General features: G+C 39.1%; 19 protein-coding genes. 5 read left to right on the forward strand and 14 right to left on the reverse strand.

From position 1 onward, the window contains the following. Positions 1–115 precede the first annotated feature (115 nt). The 9 genes from FFM66_RS02910 to FFM66_RS02950 form a co-directional block, all read right to left on the reverse strand. A complete protein-coding gene (locus FFM66_RS02910; protein ID WP_016173365.1) occupies positions 116–886 on the reverse strand; it encodes an ABC transporter permease in 771 nt (256 codons plus the stop codon). Next, the gene (locus FFM66_RS02915; protein WP_016173364.1) at positions 879–1,814 is read right to left on the reverse strand and encodes an ABC transporter ATP-binding protein; all 936 of its coding nucleotides are present in this window, start codon (positions 1,812–1,814) and stop codon (positions 879–881) included. Before FFM66_RS02915 ends, FFM66_RS02910 begins: the two co-directional genes overlap by 8 nt. Before the next feature lie 294 nt (positions 1,815–2,108). Then, the gene (locus FFM66_RS02920; protein ID WP_029487387.1) at positions 2,109–3,770 is read right to left on the reverse strand and encodes an FAD-dependent oxidoreductase; all 1,662 of its coding nucleotides are present in this window, start codon (positions 3,768–3,770) and stop codon (positions 2,109–2,111) included. A 14-nt stretch (positions 3,771–3,784) separates the two neighbouring features. Further along, complete coding sequence (gene arsB, locus FFM66_RS02925) at positions 3,785–4,870, reverse strand: ACR3 family arsenite efflux transporter (RefSeq protein WP_016173361.1); 1,086 nt, start codon at positions 4,868–4,870, stop codon at positions 3,785–3,787. Between the two features lie 10 nt (positions 4,871–4,880). Beyond that, positions 4,881–5,939, reverse strand: coding sequence for an ACR3 family arsenite efflux transporter (arsB, locus tag FFM66_RS02930; protein WP_016173360.1), 1,059 nt, complete (start codon positions 5,937–5,939; stop codon positions 4,881–4,883). Positions 5,940–6,030: 91 nt separating this feature from the next. Next, the gene (gene arsA / locus FFM66_RS02935; RefSeq protein WP_029487386.1) at positions 6,031–7,758 is read right to left on the reverse strand and encodes an arsenical pump-driving ATPase; all 1,728 of its coding nucleotides are present in this window, start codon (positions 7,756–7,758) and stop codon (positions 6,031–6,033) included. Between the two features lie 34 nt (positions 7,759–7,792). Next, positions 7,793–8,167 carry an arsenite efflux transporter metallochaperone ArsD gene (gene arsD / locus FFM66_RS02940; RefSeq protein WP_029487385.1) on the reverse strand — a complete coding sequence of 125 codons (375 nt, stop codon included), beginning with the start codon at positions 8,165–8,167 and terminating at the stop codon, positions 7,793–7,795. Continuing rightward, positions 8,145–8,492, reverse strand: a complete 348-nt coding sequence (locus FFM66_RS02945) for an ArsR/SmtB family transcription factor (RefSeq protein ID WP_016173357.1) — start codon at positions 8,490–8,492, stop codon at positions 8,145–8,147. Before FFM66_RS02945 ends, arsD begins: the two co-directional genes overlap by 23 nt. 187 nt (positions 8,493–8,679) lie before the next feature. Further along, the gene (locus tag FFM66_RS02950) at positions 8,680–9,504 is read right to left on the reverse strand and encodes a helix-turn-helix domain-containing protein (protein WP_029487384.1); all 825 of its coding nucleotides are present in this window, start codon (positions 9,502–9,504) and stop codon (positions 8,680–8,682) included. Between the two features lie 218 nt (positions 9,505–9,722). On the opposite strand from FFM66_RS02950, the gene FFM66_RS02955 reads away from it, so the two are divergent. Together FFM66_RS02955 and FFM66_RS02960 are read left to right on the forward strand one after the other, a co-directional pair. Further along, positions 9,723–10,013, forward strand: a complete 291-nt coding sequence (locus FFM66_RS02955; protein ID WP_003128904.1) for a helix-turn-helix domain-containing protein — start codon at positions 9,723–9,725, stop codon at positions 10,011–10,013. Positions 10,014–10,060: 47 nt separating this feature from the next. Then, positions 10,061–11,248 (forward strand): tyrosine-type recombinase/integrase, encoded by a 1,188-nt coding sequence (locus FFM66_RS02960; protein ID WP_029487383.1) that lies wholly within the window; start codon positions 10,061–10,063, stop codon positions 11,246–11,248. A 91-nt stretch (positions 11,249–11,339) separates the two neighbouring features. On the opposite strand, the gene rpsI is transcribed toward FFM66_RS02960, so the two are convergent. Beyond that, positions 11,340–11,732 (reverse strand): 30S ribosomal protein S9, encoded by a 393-nt coding sequence (gene rpsI / locus FFM66_RS02965; RefSeq protein WP_048603184.1) that lies wholly within the window; start codon positions 11,730–11,732, stop codon positions 11,340–11,342. Positions 11,733–11,747: 15 nt separating this feature from the next. Further along, positions 11,748–12,194, reverse strand: a complete 447-nt coding sequence (rplM, locus tag FFM66_RS02970) for a 50S ribosomal protein L13 (RefSeq protein WP_053082145.1) — start codon at positions 12,192–12,194, stop codon at positions 11,748–11,750. Between the two features lie 398 nt (positions 12,195–12,592). Here rplM and FFM66_RS02975 point away from each other — a divergent pair, with 398 nt between their 5' ends. Then, on the forward strand, positions 12,593–13,807 hold the full coding sequence (locus FFM66_RS02975; protein WP_137604957.1) for an argininosuccinate synthase: 1,215 nt from the start codon (positions 12,593–12,595) through the stop codon (positions 13,805–13,807). A 99-nt stretch (positions 13,808–13,906) separates the two neighbouring features. Beyond that, entirely contained in the window at positions 13,907–15,280 is a 1,374-nt protein-coding gene (gene argH / locus FFM66_RS02980) for an argininosuccinate lyase (protein WP_137604958.1), read from the forward strand. 46 nt (positions 15,281–15,326) lie between these two features. On the opposite strand, the gene FFM66_RS02985 is transcribed toward argH, so the two are convergent. Continuing rightward, positions 15,327–15,794 (reverse strand): Dps family protein, encoded by a 468-nt coding sequence (locus FFM66_RS02985; RefSeq protein ID WP_048603181.1) that lies wholly within the window; start codon positions 15,792–15,794, stop codon positions 15,327–15,329. A gap of 94 nt (positions 15,795–15,888) precedes the next feature. After that, the gene (locus FFM66_RS02990; RefSeq protein ID WP_137604959.1) at positions 15,889–16,599 is read right to left on the reverse strand and encodes a DUF5105 domain-containing protein; all 711 of its coding nucleotides are present in this window, start codon (positions 16,597–16,599) and stop codon (positions 15,889–15,891) included. Positions 16,600–16,708: 109 nt separating this feature from the next. On the opposite strand from FFM66_RS02990, the gene FFM66_RS02995 reads away from it, so the two are divergent. Next, positions 16,709–17,401 (forward strand): A24 family peptidase, encoded by a 693-nt coding sequence (locus FFM66_RS02995; RefSeq protein ID WP_246038415.1) that lies wholly within the window; start codon positions 16,709–16,711, stop codon positions 17,399–17,401. An 82-nt stretch (positions 17,402–17,483) separates the two neighbouring features. Here FFM66_RS02995 and rpoC read toward each other — a convergent pair whose 3' ends face one another. Next, a complete protein-coding gene (gene rpoC, locus FFM66_RS03000) occupies positions 17,484–21,134 on the reverse strand; it encodes a DNA-directed RNA polymerase subunit beta' (protein WP_048603178.1) in 3,651 nt (1,216 codons plus the stop codon). Between the last annotated feature and the right edge of the window lie 89 nt (positions 21,135–21,223).

Below are 21,223 nucleotides of genomic sequence, written 5' to 3' on the forward strand. Positions count from 1 at the left end.
CTACAATTAAAGCTCTAAATGTTGATATTGCTTTTATCAGTTGTGACTGATCTTCAAAAAAACAACTATTCGATGTTAATTTGTAGCTTTTAAATGGGATATCATTGTAAAAGCATTAACTTCTTAACCCTCTACCTGTATCGACTAAATAGTAACAAATAGAATAAAGAACAACAATAAATAAAATAAGTATTGTAATCGACATAGCTATTGGTACATCGGTTGTTCCTAAAAATCCATATCTAAACGCTGAGATCATATAAACAATTGGATTTATTTTTGAAACACCTTGCCAGAATGGGGGCAACATCGATATCGCATAAAATACTCCTCCTAGATAAGTTAACGGCTGTAAAACGAAGGTGGGTACGATCGATACGTCGTCATAAGATTGAGCAAAAACACCGTTTATCAAACCAGCTAATGAAAATAATATTGCAGTCATTAATAACGTGAGAATAACAATAATCCATGAATGAACATTAAGTGGCACAAAAAATAAGGAAATAATCGTTACAAGTGATCCTACGAGAATACTTCGTCCTAACCCACCAATAACAAATCCCCAAATGATGATATGTGTTGGTACTGGAGCAACTAATAGCTCTTCAATATTTTTTTGGAACTTTTGAGAGAAAAAAGATGAAGATACATTAGCGTATGAGCTTGTGATTGCTGACATCATAATTAATCCGGGTACGATAAATTCCATATAAGTGAACCCACCCATATCTCCAATTCGGCCACCAATCATTTTCCCAAAAATGATAAAATACAACGATGTCGTTATAACTGGTGGCACCAGAGTTTGTACCCAAATACGTAGATAACGGTTAGTTTCCTTAATAGCAAGACTTTTTAAAGCAGTAAGATAAATATCACGCATTGGTTTCCTCCAAAAATCTTTTTTCTTCGGTGATTTTCAAAAATAACTCTTCTAAACGATTAGATTTATTCCGCATCGATAAAACTTTCATCCCTTGATCACTGAGTTGATTAAAAATATCATTTACTCCTTGATTTCGTTCAACTTCCACTGATAAAGTCAGATCGTCTTCTAAAGAATACGTATATCCTTCTATCTTAGGAACTGCATCATGAGGTGCTAGATCTAAAATAAATGTTTCAAATTGTAATTTGGATAGAAGTTCTTTCATACTAGTATTTTCAATCAATTCTCCTGATTGAATGATCCCTATGTGTCGACAAAGCATTTCAGCTTCTTCCAAATAATGAGTGGTCAAGATAATAGTGGTTCCATTTTCGTTTAATTCTTTTAAGAAGGACCACATTTCACGTCTCAGTTCAATATCCACCCCAGCGGTTGGTTCATCCAAAATTAATAGCTTTGGTTCGTGCATTAGTGCTCGAGCGATCATCAGCCGGCGCTTCATCCCGCCAGAGAGCATCCGAGCACGTTCGTTACGTTTTTCCCATAAATTTGATTGCTTCAAATACTTCTCACTGCGCTTCAATGCTTCTTTTCTCGGAACACCATAATAACCTGCCTGATTCACTACAATTTGTTGAACAGTCTCAAATGGATTGAAGTTGAATTCTTGTGGTACAAGACCAATTTGCTGCTTTGCTCTTTCTAAGTCTTTATCAAGATCGTAGTCGAAAACTTTTACCATTCCAGATGTTTTATTGACAAGAGAAGTAATAATACCAATGGTTGTCGACTTCCCAGCACCATTGGGCCCTAAAAGGGCATAGAAATCACCCTCTTCAACCTGGAGATCAATTCCACGTAATGCCTCAACACCTGTTCCATAGATTTTTTTTAAATTCGTTATTTCAAGTGCATATTCCATATACTTTTTCCTTTCGTAAAACAATTCTTAAATTAGAAGTCGCTCTAACTTTTATACTGTAAAAAGGCATGTGGTCAATTGACCACATGACCTTATTTTTTCTTACTTTGTCTTTCTTTCCTTTTGGCCAATAAATAGAATACCAAAATTAGCGTAATAAAGTTGATAAATATTCCAATACTAATTGGATAATTTAGTAATTTAGCTAGAATAAATGCCAGTGACATCCCAAATAATCTAGCAACGGCTCTCTTTTCTTCAGACATAAATTATATTACCTCAGCAATTTACTATTTAATCAATATTCTCATAAATTTCTTGATAATTTTTGTTTCCTCCGGAAAGATTGTACACGTGTTTGAATCCTTCGTTTAACAGTATATTTTGTGCAGCATTCCCGGTAACACCTTTATTACAGTACGTAATTGTCAAAACATTCTTGTCTAACTCATCGTAGCGTGTCCTCAAATCAGATAATGGAATATGAATAGCTCCTTTAACCTTTGATTTTTCGAATTGCTTTTTGGATCTTGTATCAATTATCTGTAACTTTTCTTTTCTGTGTTGTCGTTCAATTAACTCAATCGGGGACATCAAAGGCGCTCTTCTCTTCACCGCGTTATCTAAGGCCATTCCAGTATAATGAACGGGATCCTTGGTTGTTGAAAATGGTGGTGCATAAGCTAAATCTAAATCAAACAGTTCTTCCGCCAATGCTCCAAAGGAAATAGCCGTAGCAAGCACGTCGATTCTTTTATCTACTCCGTCATAACCGATAATTTGGGCACCCAGAACTCTACCGCTGCTTTTATCTGCTATTGCTTTGATGACCATTTCTTTGCCATCCATGTAATCAGGTTTATTTGGTTTTATATTGTATAAAACGGCAACTTCTAATCCTTCTTTAAGAGCTTCCTTTTCAGTAAGACCCGTTTGTGCAATGGCTAAATCAAAAAAGCGCAAAATACCGGTTCCTAATATTCCTTTAAATCGTAAAGAGCCACCAGTAATTGTGTCACCAGCAATTCTACCCATCTTGTTCGCAGTCGAAGCCAAGGGACGATAGATTGGTTGTTGAGTAATGCGATTGTAGCTTTCTGCTACATCCCCTACTGCATAGACATTTTTCAAATTGGTTTCCATTCTATTGTCTACTTTAATTGCTCCCGTTTTGCCCAACTCTATTCCTATGGTTTGAGCCAATTCTGTATTTGGCCTTACTCCTGTTGCCAATACAAATAAATCGGCTGATAATTCATTCCCTTTTGAAGTCTTAACAGCAGTTAGTTGTTCTTCACCTACTAATTCAACAACCGTTTCTTTTGGCCTAAAATCAATCTGTTGTTTTGCTACTTCGTTCTCTATTCTTATAGCCATATCCCAATCTAAATGAGACATTGGATGGTTGCCTCGTTGCAGTAACGAAACAGCTATTCCTTGTCTCTGTAATTGTTCAGCCATCTCTAACCCAATATATCCAGCACCTACAATAACAGCTTTTTCTACTTTATTAGTCTTAATAAAGTTGTGAATATTTTTACCACTGGAAACATTTTTGATTTGAAATACATTTTCAAATTGTCTATTAGAGAATATAGCCGGTGTATTGTAAATTGAACCTGTTGCAAATACTAATGCATCATAATCATCTGAAAACGACTTTCTAGTAATCAAATTTAGTCCGTAAATACGTTTCTTTTTATGGTCAATACGTTGTACTTCATGCGAAGTATGAATATCTACGTTGTATCTCTTTTTGAACCACTCAGCATTCCGTGGAGTCAATTCATCGAATTTTTCAACTTCTCCTCCAACAGCATATGGAATTCCACAAACAGAATATGAGATGTCGATATCTTTATCATATAGAATGATTTCCGCTTCTTCTGTGTTCCTTCTCGCTTTTGCAGCAACACTTGTTCCTGCTGCAACAGACCCGATGATTATTATTTTCATACTATGCACCCCAACTACTCATATAGATTTTCAATTTGGTTAGTATCACCTGACTTAACAAACCATGACTTAGTATTGTTGGAAATCTTTACTAATAGCAACATGATCGGTACCTCAACTAACACTCCTACAACTGTTGCTAAAGTCGCGCCAGACTGTAGGCCGAAAAGTGAAATCGCAACAGCAACCGCTAGTTCAAAGAAATTGCTCGCACCAATCATTCCAGCTGGTGAGGCAATCTCATGAGGCAACTTCCAAAACCTTGACCACCCATAGGCAATAGTAAAAATTAGTAGCGTTTGAATGGTTAGTGGAATTGCAATTAATAAAATATGAATTGGATTGGCTAATATTTTTTCACCTTGAAAAGAAAAAATAATAATCAACGTTAGCAATAATCCAATGATTGTAACAGAGTCAAATTTCTTTAAAAAGACATCTTCGAAATAGTACTTACCTTTATTTTTTATTATCATTACTCTAGTAACGAAACCTAGAAGTAGTGGCACTACTACAAAAAGAACTGTAGATAATAGCAATGTTCCCATTGGAACAACAACATTGTCCACACCAAGTAGAAACGCTACAATGGGTGCGAATAGAATCAAAATAATTAAATCATTGATCGCTACTTGTACCAGAGTGTATGCTGCGTCACCTTTCGTTAGATAACTCCATACAAATACCATAGCTGTACAAGGTGCAGCACCTAATATAACAGCACCAGCAACGTACTCTTTTGCTAATTCTATAGGTATAAGATTCTTAAAAATCACATAGAAGAAAAAAGCGGATATAGCATACATTGTAAAAGGTTTGATTAACCAGTTTGTCACGCAGGTAACAACTAATCCTTTAGGCTTTTTGGCTGCACTAACAATACTAGTGAAATCAATCTTCAACATCATTGGATAAATCATTAACCATATCAAAATTGCTGTAGGTATTGATACCTGATAATATTCAAACTTACTTAAGGTGTCAGGAACGCTCGGCAAAAATTTTCCAATTAGCACCCCAATAACCATACACACAATTACCCATAACGTCAGATATTTTTCAAAAATACCTAATCCTTGTTTTTCATTCTCTGAACTCATTTATTTCCTCCTAATGGCTTGCGCCTTCTTTCGAAAAATATTTTTGTTTAAATTTTAAAGCAACATTCACTAAAGCAATTAAAACTGGAACTTCGACCAAGGGGCCAATAACCGCCGCAAATGCTTCACCCGAATTGATCCCAAATACACCTACTGCTACGGCTATCGCTAGTTCAAAATTATTACTTGCAGCCGTAAAAGATAACGACGCCGCGATTGGATAACTTGTGCCCATTTTTTTTGAGAGTAAAAATGATACAAAAAACATAATTACAAAATAGAATAGTAGTGGGATAGCAATTCGAACTACATCTAATGGCAACTCAATCACTTTTTCACCCTTTACGGAAAACATTACGATAATTGTAAATAGTAATGCAACCAAAGTTATTGGGCTTATTTTAGGGATAAACTTAGTTTCAAACCATTTTTTCCCTTTCATTTTGATCAAAATAAATCTTGAACTAAAACCTGCAATAAATGGGATTCCCAGATAAATAAAAACGCTTTTGGCAATTTCTCCCATTGTAATATTAATCGTATGTGTCTCTAAACCAAGCCAGTTCGGTAATACTGTGACAAAGATATATGCAAATAATGAGTAAAATACAATTTGAAAAATAGAATTAAATGCTACTAATCCAGCTGTATACTCGTTGTCTCCTTGGGCAAGCTCACTCCAGACGATTACCATAGCAATACATCGAGCAAGCCCAATCATAATTAACCCAACCATATAACTTGGATAGTTGTGCAAAAAGACTACTGCTAAAACAAACATAATAATTGGACCGACAATCCAATTTTGAACTAGTGAAAGTAAGAGTACCTTCCAATCCTTAAAAACACGCCACATTTCTTCATATTTTACTTTTGTAAGTGGTGGGTACATCATCAAAATTAAACCTATTGCAATTGGAATCGAAGTCGTCCCAACTTCTAAATGATTTATTACTTTAGGAATATTGGGAAAAAAATACCCCATTCCTATACCAATTGCCATTGCAATAAAAATCCATAATGTCAAATATCGATCTAGTAAAGACAATTTCTTAGTTACTTGATTCATTTTTCCATCTCCAGCAGAATAAAAAATTTATTTTCCTCAAACGAATAGATGAACCTATATATAGATTGTTATCTATATATAGGTCAAAAAATTAATGAACTAATTTTGCGTCAAAGTTAGGAACCCACTCTGTTACCGCAAAATGCCCATCTGAAAGATCTTTTACTTTATTGATCCACTCAATTTCATTTGTAGCGCGCGCCTTTAATACTTCATTGGACGTATCGGTAGCATACATACTTTGATTGACTAGCCACCAAGTATGAGCAATCTTTGCACGATTCAAATCTTCATCTAAACGCATCGATTCGTACACTGGCGTTGTTTCAGGCAGAGTAACCATCAATACTTCCGTTTCATTGCTATTTTGTAATCTTGGTAATAGCTTTTGAATCGACAATGGCACTTCGCCAGAACTTCTTTCAACTTCTTTGGCATAGCTTTGCGTGGAATCCAAAAGAAGCAATGTGTGTCCTGTTGGAGCGGTATCTATTACCACAATTTCATTTTCTGACTTATCTACAATTTCCGCAAATGCTCTAAATACTGCAATTTCTTGCGTGCAAGGTGAACGAAGGTCTTCTTCGACATAAGCGACATCATCCGCATTCATCGTCAGACGAGCTTTTGAAAGAACCTCTTTTTTGTAAGATTCTAGTTCCTGTTCTTCATCGATATGGCTGATTGAAATTGGCAACTCATTCGAAATAAAAAGATTTAGATGATCGGCAGGATCCGTTGTCGCTAAACGAACTTTTTTACCTGATTGTGCCAATTTTTCTGCGATTTGAATAGCAACAGTTGTCTTGCCAACGCCACCTTTTCCCATCGTAAAAATAATCTTTTTATTCGTTCGAATAAACTCACTCACAATAAAATCTAACGTTGGAAACTCAATCGGTTCCTGTTCATGTTGGTGAACAGCTGGCTGTTGATTACTCAATAAAATTTGAAGCTTATCTATTCCTGCAACGTTATATGGACGAAGTGGAATATAGTACTTTTCTAATTTGCTCAAAGGCTTTGGCATTTCTTCTAGATCACTTTGTTGTTCACCGTAGATTACCTGAGAAATCACATCATCAGGATTATTCAATAATCCGTTAACCACTAGTAATTGATTCTTAATCCCTAATTTCAATAGTTCCTCGGAAGCACGTTCAGCTTCAATTAGTGGTGCTTTTTGCGGTCTGGTCACTAAAATTAAAGATGTTTGGGTTGCATCTGTAAGTGTCTCCACTGCTTTTTCATATATCTCTTTTTTATCACCCAATCCGGATAATTGTCCCAAGCAAGAAACTCCAGTTGTATTTTCATCCAGATAATTATTCCAAGCAGAAGGTAATTGTAGCATTCTTAGCGTATGCCCAGTGGGGGCGGTGTCAAAAATTACATAATCAAATTGCTCTGCAACTTCTTTATCAGTTAAAAAGTTCGCAAACTCGTTAAAAGCAGCAATCTCTACTGTACAAGAGCCTGATAATTGTTCTTCCATATTAACTAGTGCACTATCTGGTAAGATTCCCCGATAAGGACCGACAATACTCTCTTTGTATTCTTCTGCCGCTGTGATTGGATCAAAATTTGCAACTTTCAAATGGCTAATTCCGTCAACCGTAGTCGGTTTATTTGTTAATTTTGTTTGGAAAACATCTTGCAGGTTTGAAGCCGGGTCTGTGCTGACTAGCATAACCTGGTTGCCGTCTTCCGCTAAAGATGTCGCCGTGGCACAAGCCGTAGTCGTTTTCCCAACCCCACCTTTACCTGTGAAAAACAGATATTTAGTTAATTCTATCTTTTTTGGTATATATTGAAGCATTGTATCTCCTCCCTTTCCCTTTTAAAGAGGTCTATTAACAACAGCCTTCGCTCCCATTATTCCCTCCACAGCAGCTACCAGAACTAGCTGATTGAACTACAAAGCGAACCTCTCCATACTTTCCGAATTCCTCTAAGGTTGGATAAGAACCTTCTTTGACAATTTTTCCATCTAATAAGGTTATCGGCAAAATATCATTACCATTTTCTTGAAGCAACTTCAAGATTGTTGGATTTTTGACAAAAGCATCTGGATCACTGGTTAAATTGTGACGAGAAGCGTCAATTGAATCCAGTCCTTCGAAATTTTCAAATACTGAGGTTACCATTAGTAATTCTTCATCAACTGATGGACCGCAGACTCCTGTTGAACAACACATTGCTGGTTCAAATAGCTCCAATTTTTTCATCATTTTTTTCCCCTTTACAATTACAATTTAGTTTATTACAAATGCAATCATCTTTATCAGAAAACAATTGCATCATTGAACCCATAAATTGATCGGCGAAGCTTTCCGTTAATTGATAATGATGCCATATTTTATCCTTAGTCACTGTGACAATCCCAGCCTTTTCTAATACTTTCATATGATGTGAAAGAGTTGGCTGAGTGAAGTCAAAGTGATCTAAGATATCGCAGGCACACAAACTACCGCAAGACAATATATCAATGATTTTTAAACGTTTTGGATCAGCAAGAGCCTTAAGCATTATCGATATTTCATCATAATTCATATCTTCTACTCCTTTACATAGATGGATGTCTATGAATAATATAGATGAACATCTATATATTGTCAATCGCTTCTGTCTTTTTATTTCTTACTTTACTTTGAAACCTTTACTGCAAAAATGTAAATACTACCTATCACTCAAAAAGTAATAGATGGTATTTATCAAGTAATTATACGTATCAACCGCACTATTTCAATTTTAAAAAATAAATTTGCATTCTACTTGCCTCAGATTTAAAAGCCTTGTATATAAAATTCGTAGTATCTTCGTTCTTAACTTCAAATCGTTTTGACTGGCTGTTATAACTATACTCAACAATATTCAATTTTTCCTGCGCACGTTCAAAGCCATAGTAAATAATTCTAGACTTAGTTAAGTCTACACCTAGCATTGGAAAAGCTCGTGTAAAATAATCAATTTCAATTTGATTCCTTAAATCCGGAAAATTATGGTATAGATATTTTTGTCGCTTCGCAAATGTATAAGGCAACAAATGAACTCGGTTGTTCTTAACGTCTACATAGGCATAATAACGTGGTGATGGATCCAATGGGTCATTAGCCGCGGCCGCCGTATAAAGAGAATCTGTTCCTTCAACTTTGGAATACGTTAGATACGGATCATTTCTCTCCACTAACATACCGGAATCCATAATTCCTTGCAGAAACTCCATAATCGTCATTTCATCATAGACATCCACTTTTTGCTGTTTCAAGAATACCAACATTTGTTGTAGAAATGCTGGATTCACTTGTAACTGAAAATGGTCCTTCAATAAATTTGTTAGTACTTCCTCTGGCGTCCCATACAATAGCTCTTCTACCGTCGTCTTACCCAATAAGGCGATTTTTTTTAGTTTATCTTCTTTGGGCAGATTAATTCCTCGCTCCCAATTATTAACTGTGGTTTTGGGAGAATTACTGATTAGCTCACCAAACTGAGCCATACTGTAGCCTAAATCCGTCCTTATTTCACGGATTTTTTTTGCTACTCTTTGTTGATCAACTTTCATAGTCCTCATCACTCCGATATTTTTCTAGTTTAATCATATCAAACTTTCTTAATAATCGAAATACAAAAGTACTTATTTTCGAACTTTATTTTATTGACATTCTATCGAATTGGGTGTACGATAAACAAAAGTACTTTTATAAGTACTTTTGAAATGCCCTTTGAAAACTGAATAGCACCTTTCTTCTTTTCACTTCTAGATCGGAGGTAGATCAATCAATGGCAGTTGAAATTACACTTTCGCCTGATCAAGAGACGAGTTTAAGAGAATATATGTATACCTTAATGGTAGATGAAGTGAGAAACGCACGAATAGCCGTACATTTAGAGAATCGCTATTTATCAAAAAAAGAGACTTGTGAGTATTTAGGTATCGCCAACAACACGCTTGATAAATGGATTGATGCAGGACTTCCCATGATACATCTTTGGGGTGTTGTACGATTCCAGCGAGAAGAGATAGATAAATGGCTAAGGGAGTATTCCAAAGCACAGCAAGGCGCTGTATGATGAGTGTGTAGTGATACTGATATGCCATTTTTGAAAGGAAGATAGAAATGGCAATTAGTCTAATGGAAAATGGCTCGTATAAAGTCAATGTTTATATGGGGGCGGATGCTTCTCGATATGTGGCTTATGCGGACAGCAAACATGAAGCAGAGATTTTAGAAACAGAAGCAAAACTAAAAAAATTGAAAGGAGAAGTGAAAAAGAAGAAAGGTTCTTATACATTCAAAGAGGTTTACCAAATGTGGTGGGATAAGAAATACACCGTTACACAACATCATGAGCAGTCTACTTTGGATCGAACTAAGACTTGCTTTGAGAAGAGAATTCTTCCTTACTTAGGGGATGTTCCGATTAATAAGATTACCTATGACCTATTAGAAGATACCCAAATTTTGTGGGCATTTGGCAATGAGGAAAAAGGCATTAAACCTTATGCTAACTATAAACACTGTGTCTCCTACACCAAACAAGTATTACGCTATGCCCTAGTGAAAGGTTATATCCAAAAGAATCCCTATGATTTGTTGGAGATGCCTGTAAATGCAGACCTAAAGAACAAAAAGGAAAAAAAACGTCAGCAAAAGTACTATTCTAAGGAACTCATCCAACAAGTGTTAACTTTGATGAAGCAAGAATATGGGGTGCGAGACTATACGTTACTTTCTTTGATTTATCAATTAGGGGCAGCCAAAGGAGAAATTTATCCCTTGGTCTGGTCAGATATTGATTTCAAAAACAAGACGATTTCCCTCATGCATAAATTGGTGAAAAATAAAGCTACCGGAAAATACGAACGTGTAAAAGGGATGAAAAACTCCTATCGATTTCGAACGATTCCAGTAGCAGATTCCGTTATTAATCTATTGGCAAAATGGAAAAAGGTTCAATTTAATGAACTTCAACAAGTCAATATTTTTCCAACCGATGATCAATTTATCTTCACTTATACAACTCAAAAGGGAGAACTGAATCAACCTTTGCATCCAGACTACCTTAACAATAAACTTGATGCCCTTTCAAAGAAATTTGACCTTCCAAAAATAACACCCCACGGCTTACGACATACTTTTGTCAGTGACCTTTTAAACAATGGTGTGGATGATTTAATCGTAAAATCTCTAGTCGGTCATGCGGAAACGTCAGAGATTACACGAAATGTTTACGGGCATGTAAATCCAGAAGTTCAGAAAGAAACCGTCAAGCACTTGGAGGATTACCGGCAAAAAACAAGTTGAAAAAAATAGTCGTAACCAAACTCGTAACCAAAATAAAAAAAGCACCTTCCAACTGAATGGAAAGTGCTTGAAATCGTTGGTATAACAACGATTAACGTTTAGAGAATTGAGAAGCTTTACGGGCTTTTTTAAGACCTGGTTTTTTACGTTCAACCATACGTGCGTCACGAGTAAGCAAGCCAGCGCGTTTAAGAGCTAAACGGAAGTCTGGGTCTACTTGTAGCAATGCACGGGCGATGCCGTGACGGATAGCGCCGGATTGTCCTGCGTATCCTCCGCCATTTACGTTTACAAACACATCATAAGCGCCTTTTGTTTCAGTAACGCCAAATGGTTGGTTGATAACTTCACGCAAGTCAGCGTGTGGGATGTATTCTTCAACATCTTTGTTATTTACAGTAATTTTACCAGCGCCAGGTACTAGACGTACACGAGCAACTGCATTTTTACGACGGCCAGTGCCGATATATTGAGCTTGTGCCAATGAAATTCCCTCCTATTAGATTAAGTTTGTGATATCCAAGACTTCTGGTTGTTGTGCAGCATGTGGATGTTCAGCGCCACCATAAACATGTAGCTTCATTCCTTGTTGACGACCTAAAGTATTTTTAGGAAGCATGCCTTTAACAGAAGTTTCGATCAAACGACGAGAATTCTTCGCACGTAATTCACCGGCAGAGACTGATTTCAAGCCTCCAGGGAAATTTGAGTGGCGGTAATAAATTTTATCGCTTGCTTTGTTACCTGTTAATTTAATTTGATCTGCATTGATAACGATCACGAAATCACCAGTATCCACATGAGGTGTGAAAGTTGGTTTATTTTTGCCGCGTAGCACAGAAGCTACAACAGCTGAAAGACGTCCCAACGGAATATCCGTTGCGTCTACTACATACCATTTACGTTCTACTTCGCCTGGTTTGGCCATATATGTTGTACGCAAGATTTTTTCCTCCAATTTCAATTTCGAATGTTTGACAAACACGTGAGTTTCCGGGGCTCTTGTGGGGCAAACAATACCATTTAACATAATACCTTCTACACGCGGTAAAGTCAACGGATTTCTCCGCGTTTTTGGATTTTATCCAGTTTCTCTCCACTAAATTTTTCGTATTTCTTTTTTCTTCTATAATAAATTGATAGTTTTCAGAAATATTTTCAAACCCCTTTAAACTTTCTTAATCAAAATCATGCAATTTTATTGTATATATCGCTATATTTTGTATATTATAGCTAATTTCTACATTTTTTTGTATATTTATTTATAAAACAGTTGATTTTTCATTTTCATTTTGTTACTATATCGTCATCAACTTGATTTACACGCAGAAAGGGCGATTAAGAATGAAAGAAAAAGTGATTTTGGCATACTCTGGAGGACTTGATACCTCTGTTTCAATTAAATGGTTAACAGATGAAGGCTACGATGTAGTGGCTTGCTGCTTAGACATCGGCGAAGGCAAGGATACTGAATTTATTAAAGAAAAAGCACTGCAAGTCGGTGCAGTTGCCTCCTATGCTATTGATGCGAAAGAAGAATTTGCACAGGAATATGCTTTGATTGCTCTGCAAGGACACACCTTCTATGAACAATCCTATCCCTTGGTTTCAGCACTTTCTCGTCCGCTGATTGCAAAAAAATTAGTCGAATTAGCACATACGACAGGCGCTACTACTGTTGCCCACGGTTGTACCGGTAAAGGAAACGACCAAGTTCGTTTTGAAGTAGCCATCAATGCATTGGCACCTGAATTGAAAGTAATTGCACCTGTTCGTGAATGGCATTGGTCTCGGGAAGAAGAAATCGCCTATGCGGAAGCCAAAGGCGTGCCGATTCCTGCAAATTTGGATAATCCTTATTCTATCGACCAAAACATTTGGGGTCGGGCTTGCGAATGCGGCATCTTGGAAAATCCTTGGGCAACGCCGCCAAAAGGAGCGTATGAATTAACCGCTGAATTAGAAGATACACCAGATGTTCCGGATATTTTAGAAATCACCTTCGAACAAGGTGTGCCGGTTGCTTTAAATGGCGAAACCTATACCCTTGCCGAATTGATTATGGAATTAAATCTGATTGCCGGCAAACACGGCATCGGTCGGATCGATCACGTGGAAAATCGTTTGGTGGGAATTAAATCTCGGGAAGTTTATGAATGTCCGGGGGCCATCACTTTGATGAAAGCCCACAAAGAATTGGAAGATCTAACATTTGTTCGGGAAGTTGCTCATTTCAAACCAGTTATCGAACAACAATTGAGCCAAATCATTTATGATGGCTTGTGGTTCAACCCATTGACAGATGCGTTAATCGCCTTTTTGAAAGACACACAGCAATACGTTAACGGTGTGGTACGGGTCAAATTATTCAAAGGTAATGTGATCGTTGAAGGTCGGAAATCAGAAAACAGCTTGTACAGCGAAGAATTAGCAACTTATACTTCTGCTGATACCTTCGATCAAGCAGCGGCAGTTGGCTTCATCAAGCTATGGGGTCTACCAAGCAAAGTTCATTCCGAAGTACAATCAAAACTAAAAGAAGAAACGTTGATTAACTAAACAGGAACGTTTCTACCTGGCAACAGAAGTCATCCGTGATTTGCGGCAGCTTCTGTTTTGCCGTTTTTAAGGAAAATAAAAATCATATGAGGTGGCAGAATGGCAAAATTATGGGGCGGTCGTTTCGACGGCAAAAATGAAGCATGGATCGACGCGTTCGGCGCATCCATCCCCTTCGATCAAAAATTAGCAAAACAAGATATCACCGGCAGCTTGGCTCATGTTAAAATGTTGGCTCATACCGGGATTATTGCTCAAGAGGAAGCACAAATCATCATTGACGGTTTAGAAACATTGCAGGAAAAACTTGCCAACGGTGAATTGACCTTCACCATTGAAAATGAAGACATCCATTTGAATATTGAATCTTATCTTCATCAGGAAATCGGTGCAGTTGCCGGCAAATTACACACTGCCCGCAGTCGAAATGATCAAGTGGCAACAGATATGCACTTGTATCTAAAAGACACGATTCATGAAGTCTTGGAAAAAATCGAGCAATTTCGTGAAGTATTGGTGGCAAAAGCAGAGGAACATGTTTATACAATCATGCCGGGTTATACCCACATGCAGCATGCACAACCGATTTCCTTCGGGCACCATTTGATGGCCTATTACTCCATGCTGACCCGCGACCAACAACGGATGCTGGAAAGCTTGGCACGGGTCGATCTGCTTCCCTTAGGTAGTGCTGCTTTAGCCGGCACGACTTTTCCTATCGATCGGACATTTACCGCAAAAGAGTTGGGCTTTGCCACTAATTACAGCAACAGCTTGGACGCCGTCAGTGATCGAGATTTTATTCTGGAATTTTTAAGCAATGGTTCCCTTTTGATGATGCACCTGTCCCGTTTTTGTGAAGAATTGATTCTTTGGTGCAGTCATGAATTTAAATTTGTTGAGTTGACAGATACCTTTTCTACCGGCAGCTCCATCATGCCTCAGAAAAAAAATCCTGATATGGCAGAATTGATTCGTGGTAAAACCGGCCGCGTTTACGGCAATCTGTTTGGTCTTTTGACCGTAATGAAAGGGTTGCCTCTTGCCTACAATAAAGATTTTCAAGAAGATAAGGAAGGCATGTTCGACACGGCAGAAACAATTTTGACCAGTCTGGAAATCATGGCAGGGATGATCCATACCATGAAGGTCAACGAAGCCCACATGTTGGCATCCACTGAAAAAGATTTCTCCAATGCGACCGAATTAGCCGACTATCTGGCAGGAAAAGGAATTCCGTTTCGTGAAGCCCATGAAATCGTTGGAAAATTAGTCTTGGATTGCATCCACAAAGGTATCTACCTACAAGACATTTCGTTGGAAGATTATCAAGCAATCACCCCGGTAATCGAAGAAGACGTCTATGATAAATTATCCTCCTACAATGCGGTCAAAAACCGTCATTCACTGGGCGGCACTGGCTTTGATCAAGTAGTGGCACAAATTGCCGCAGCAAAAAAAACATTCGCTTAAAAAAAAATCCCGTCAATCTGTAACCAGACTGGCGGGATTTTTTTGTTTAAGCGTCGATTTCGGGTGCTTTACCAAGGTGTGCTTGAATCATCCAAATTCGTTTTTCGATTGCCGTTTTAAAACCGATAAAGATATCTTGGGTTGGATCGTCGCCTTCTTCACCGGAAACTTCGATTCCTTTTTGGTAAAGATCTGCCAAATAGCGATAGCCTTTCACTAATGTTGCTAAGCGTTCTTCCATCGTCCGATCCCAACGTCCTGTTTCATCAGGGATCTTCGTATGTTCAGCCATTTCTTTTAAGGTTGAATAAGGAGAACCATCTAAGGTAATCAAACGTTCAGAAATTTCGTCTAACTGATCGTTCACATCATCCATGAAATCATCCATCATTGGATGTAGGGTTAAGAACCCAGGTCCTCGCATGTACCAATGGGTTTGATGAATGACCATCGACATTTGACTCAGGTCAGCGACCAATTGGTTCAAGACTTCTTTTGTTTGTTCAAATTTCATATCTATCTTCCTCCTTCAATTGTTTCCATTAAAATCATAGTATGAATAACAGAAAAAGTACAACAAAGCGAACTAAGTGAGAAACCTTTTCAATCTAATCTAATTGTTCCTGTACTTCTTTTGCCGTTTCCTCCATTACGGTGGTCATTTCCGCCAACAACGCTTCTTGGTCGGAGACACCGGCAACGAAAGCTAAGTACAAGTTATTCAGTTGTTCAGTCTGTCCGGCAACAATCTGCCATTTGCCCTTTTCCGGTTTCATTTCTAACATCACATTGATGGCTTTGGTTTTTGCCTTGGTTTGGGGAATCGTTTCCTTTAAAAAGCGGACGGTTTCGCTGACGACTTTGTCTTGGTCTTTACTAATGGTTTCGTCAGCCAATAATTCAGTGACTAATTTTTCAGACGTCGCTGCCATCATTCCTGTGAAGTCCAAGCCCTTTACCCCATAAGTCACATGACGAATCGTATCACTGTCATCAATTTCTTTTATTTCGTAGGTGGCTTCTTTCTGCATTTGGTTCAGCAATAGTTCTGCGATTTCTTCTGCCTCGGCTTGAGGGATCTCGCTGTCAGCCAGCAACCCTTCCGTAAAACTTTTTTGAAAAGCTTGCTCATTCGTTTGAAAGGCATTGCTTAGGTCTTCGCCGTCTTGAAAATTCTCAGTAAACTTCTTTTCAGATTTTTGATAAACGAGATGATCCACCAACAAAGCAGCGGCCTCTTTCTCTGGGATTGCGCGGGCACAGCCGCTCAACAGGAACGTAAAACAAAGGATGGGAAATATCAACCAAATTTTTTTCATCGTTTTGCTCTCCTTTCTTCTCTATTATCAAGAAAAAAGTTCTTTTTGTCTAGCAAAGGGCTGGCTCTTGCGTACTTGTTAGTAGTAAAGGAAAGGAGTCTCTTTTTTGATGATAATTTTTCTATTTTTTTGGATTGGCTGTTGTGTCGGTTCGTTCTTCTGTTTGCTGGCACAACGGATTCCTGCAAATCGTTCCGCTATTTTTCCTGCCTCCCACTGTGAAGCATGCGGAACTCCCTTGCTGTGGTATGAATTGATTCCACTACTTTCGATTTTATTTTTACGGTTTCGTTGCCGTCACTGCCACATCCGGCTGTCCTTTTGGTATTTTGGTGCCGAGATTTTTTGCGGGGTATTCTTTTTGTTTTCTCCTTTGACTGCAGGTGTTCTGAGCTGGCTACGTTTTTTCTGGTTACTGGCGACCTTTTTGCTGGCATTGGCAGATCTTTTCTATCAAATCGTGGAACCAAAATTTTTTTATCCTTGTACGCTGATTCTCTGGTTTTTTCAGTGGCAGCAAACTTCTTTTCAGTGGTTGACGATAGGGTATTGTCTATTTCTCAGCGGCTTCGTCTGGCTGTTTTACTCGCAAAAATTTGGCGGTGGCGATCTGTTACTGTTGCTGTCCTGGAGTCCGTGGTTGCCTTTGTATCACTTTTGTCTCTTGCTGCTTTTAGCAAGTCTCTTTGGTTTAGTGCTGTTTAGTTGTTCCTCACTTTTGAAACGTCCGCTAAAGGAGCTGCCCTTCGTCCCCTGCCTGCTGGGAGGCTTGCTGGTGATTTTTCTGCGTTACTCTTTTTAGCTATTCCACTCCATTAATCTGCAGAAATTCTTTCCTCCACAAAAAAAGCGCCGTTGATCTTTCGATCAGCGACGCTTCTTATTTAGTCTTGATTACGCAAGGCATCTTCCGCAGCCATTTGAGCTTCAATGTCTGAAATACTATAAACATTTTCACTTGCAACAGCTACTTCTTTTGGTTCCATATTCCGGTAGCGAGCCATACCAGTTCCGGCTGGGATGATCTTACCGATGATAACATTTTCCTTCAAGCCAAGCAGTGGATCTTTCTTGCCGCGAATCGCAGCGTCAGTCAGGACACGGGTCGTTTCTTGGAAGGAAGCAGCAGATAAGAAGCTGTTTGTTTCCAAGGACGCTTTTGTGATTCCTAACAAGACTGGACGAGAGGTGGCAGGAACACCGCCGGCAATCAAGGTTTGATAGTTACGGTCTTTGAAGTCCGCAATATCTAACAAAGTACCTGGCAAGATATCTGTATCACCTGGGTCCATTACCCGGATTTTACGCAACATTTGACGAACCATTACTTCGATATGCTTGTCGCCGATTTCTACCCCTTGCATCCGGTAAACACGTTGGACTTCTCGCAACAGATAGTTTTCAACAGACAGAACATCACGAACTTGTAGCAATTGTTTTGGATCGATTGATCCTTCTGTCAATGGAGCACCACGATGAATGTAATCACCTTCAGCAACTTTCATACGAGCTGTATAAGGCACTGTGTAGGTACGAGTATCAGTGGTTCCTTTGATGGTTACCTCTTTGCTCCGTGTAGCCGCATCTTCAGAGATGTCGATGACTTCACCAGTAACTTCAGTGATCACCGCTTGCCCTTTCGGATTACGTGCTTCAAAGATTTCTTGAACACGAGGCAGACCTTGTGTGATATCGTCCCCGGCAACCCCGCCGGTATGGAAGGTACGCATGGTCAACTGAGTCCCTGGTTCACCGATTGATTGGGCAGCGATTGTTCCGACTGCTTCACCAACTTCGACTTCATTCCCAGTAGCCAAGTTTCGACCATAACAATGTTTACATACGCCATGTTTAGTATTACATGTGAAGACGGAACGAATTGAAACAGTTTCAATTCCAGCTTCCACGATTTGTTTTGCTAAATCTTCAGTGATAAGTTGATCATTGCCAACAATAACTTCACCGGTTTCTGGATGAATCACTGATTTCCGTGTGTAACGACCCACTAGACGTTCGCCTAATGATTCGATGATTTCATTGCCTTCACGAATTGCTCGGATATCCAACCCGCGGTCTGTGCCACAGTCTTCTTCCCGAATAATTACATCTTGGGCAACGTCAACCAAACGACGAGTCAAGTAACCGGAATCGGCGGTTTTCAACGCAGTATCGGTCATTCCTTTACGAGCTCCGTGAGTAGAGATAAACATTTCCAAGACAGAAAGTCCTTCACGGAAGTTAGAAATGATTGGCAATTCCATGATTTGACCATTAGGAGCCGCCATCAATCCACGCATCCCAGCAAGCTGAGTAAAGTTGGAGATATTCCCACGGGCACCAGAGTCAGACATCATGAAGATTGGGTTTTTCGCATCCAAAGATTCCATCAATTTTTGTTGAATTTCGTCTTTGGCAGCATTCCAAACACCGATTACCCGTTCATAGCGTTCATCATCTGTAATCAATCCACGACGGAATTGTTTCGTGATGGTTTCAACTTGTTTGTGGGAAGTATCGATAATATCATGCTTTTCAGCAAGAACCATAATATCGGCAATCCCTACAGTAATCCCGGCATGGGTAGAATGTTTGTATCCTAAATCTTTCATCCGGTCAAGCATCATTGATGTTTCAGTTACTTTGAAACGTTTGAAGACTTCAGCGATGATATTTCCCAGATTTTTCTTCTTGAATGGTCCAACTAATTCTTGTTCCTTGATAAAAGCAGGAATGTCTGTTCCAGCATCAACAAAGTATTTGTCCGGTGTTTGTACCGTCAAGTTGAAATCAGTTGGTTCATTTAGGTAAGGAAATTCCGGCGGCATAATCGAGTTAAAGATGACTTTACCGACAGTCGTTACCATCAAGCGTGTTTTTTGTTCTTCTGTAAATGGTTTTTCACCCAAGGTTCTTGGATCAACAGCGATTCGAGAATGCAGATGGACATAACCATTGCGCCATGCAGTCACGGCTTCGTCCATGTCCCGGAAGAGCATGCCTTCCCCTTCACGACCGTCTTCTTCCATCGTCAAGTAATAGTTCCCTAGAACCATATCTTGAGAAGGTGTAACAACGGGTTTTCCATCTTTTGGATTCAAAATGTTTTGTGCAGCCAGCATCAGCATCCGTGCTTCTGCTTGTGCTTCTTCGTTCAACGGTACGTGAACCGCCATTTGGTCCCCATCGAAATCGGCATTGTAGGCTTCACATACCAATGGGTGCAAACGGATCGCACGACCTTCAACCAAGACTGGTTCAAAGGCTTGGATACCAAGTCTGTGAAGCGTAGGTGCCCGGTTCAACAGAACTGGATGTTCTCTGATAACATCTTCTAAAACGTCCCATACTTCGTCTTCTTGACGTTCAATCTTGCGTTTGGCATTTTTAATGTTTGAAGCAAGTTCACGAGAAACCAATTCCCGCATAACAAATGGTTTGAACAATTCGATCGCCATTTCTTTTGGCAGACCACATTGATACATTTTTAAGAACGGACCAACAACGATAACGGAACGACCAGAATAGTCTACCCGTTTTCCTAGTAAGTTTTGACGGAAACGACCTTGTTTCCCTTTCAACATATGAGAAAGAGATTTCAACGGACGATTACCTGGTCCAGTCACGGGACGACCACGACGACCGTTATCGATCAACGCGTCTACCGCTTCTTGCAGCATCCGTTTTTCATTTTGTACGATGATATTTGGAGCGTTCAAGTCTAACAAACGTTTCAAACGGTTGTTCCGGTTGATTACCCGACGGTACAAATCATTCAAGTCAGAAGTGGCAAACCGTCCACCTTCTAATTGCACCATTGGACGCAAATCTGGCGGAATAACTGGAATAACATCCATGACCATCCAGCTTGGTTTGTTGCCGGAAGCCCGAAATGCTTCTAAAATATCCAAACGACGGATTGCACGGGTCCGTTTTTGACCTGAAGCAGTTTTTAATTCTTCCTTCAGTTCAGCAACTTCTCCGTCCAAATCAACGGCATCCAACAATTGTTTGATTGCTTCAGCACCCATTGCTGCACTGAATCCTTGACCGTATTGGTCCCGTTTTTCACGGTATTCCCGTTCAGTCAATAGTTGTTTTTTCTCTAAGTTCGTATCGCCGGGTTCAATCACGACATACGACGCAAAATAAATGATTTCTTCCAACGCCCGTGGGCTCATGTCTAAAACAAGACCCATTCGTGAAGGAATACCTTTAAAGTACCAGATATGTGAAACTGGTGCTGCTAATTCAATATGACCCATCCGTTCACGACGGACTTTCGAACGAGTGACTTCCACGCCACAACGGTCACAAACGATTCCTTTATAACGAATCCGTTTGTATTTTCCGCAGGCACATTCCCAGTCTTTCGTTGGACCGAAAATACGCTCGTCGAATAGGCCTTCCCGTTCAGGTTTTAACGTACGATAGTTAATGGTCTCAGGTTTTTTTACTTCCCCGTAAGACCAGCTTCTGATTTTTTCGGGAGAAGCCAAGCCTATTTGCATACTTTCGAATTTATTTACATCGATCAAAAGGGGTTCCCTCCATTTCATTTCATGGCAAGCATCGTGCGCATCATCGTTTTTCCATGGATGGCTCCGCTGGAAAAACGATGGGTGGC

It is taken from the genome of Enterococcus songbeiensis, from assembly GCF_005405265.1.
GTDB lineage: Bacteria > Bacillota > Bacilli > Lactobacillales > Enterococcaceae > Enterococcus_C > Enterococcus_C songbeiensis.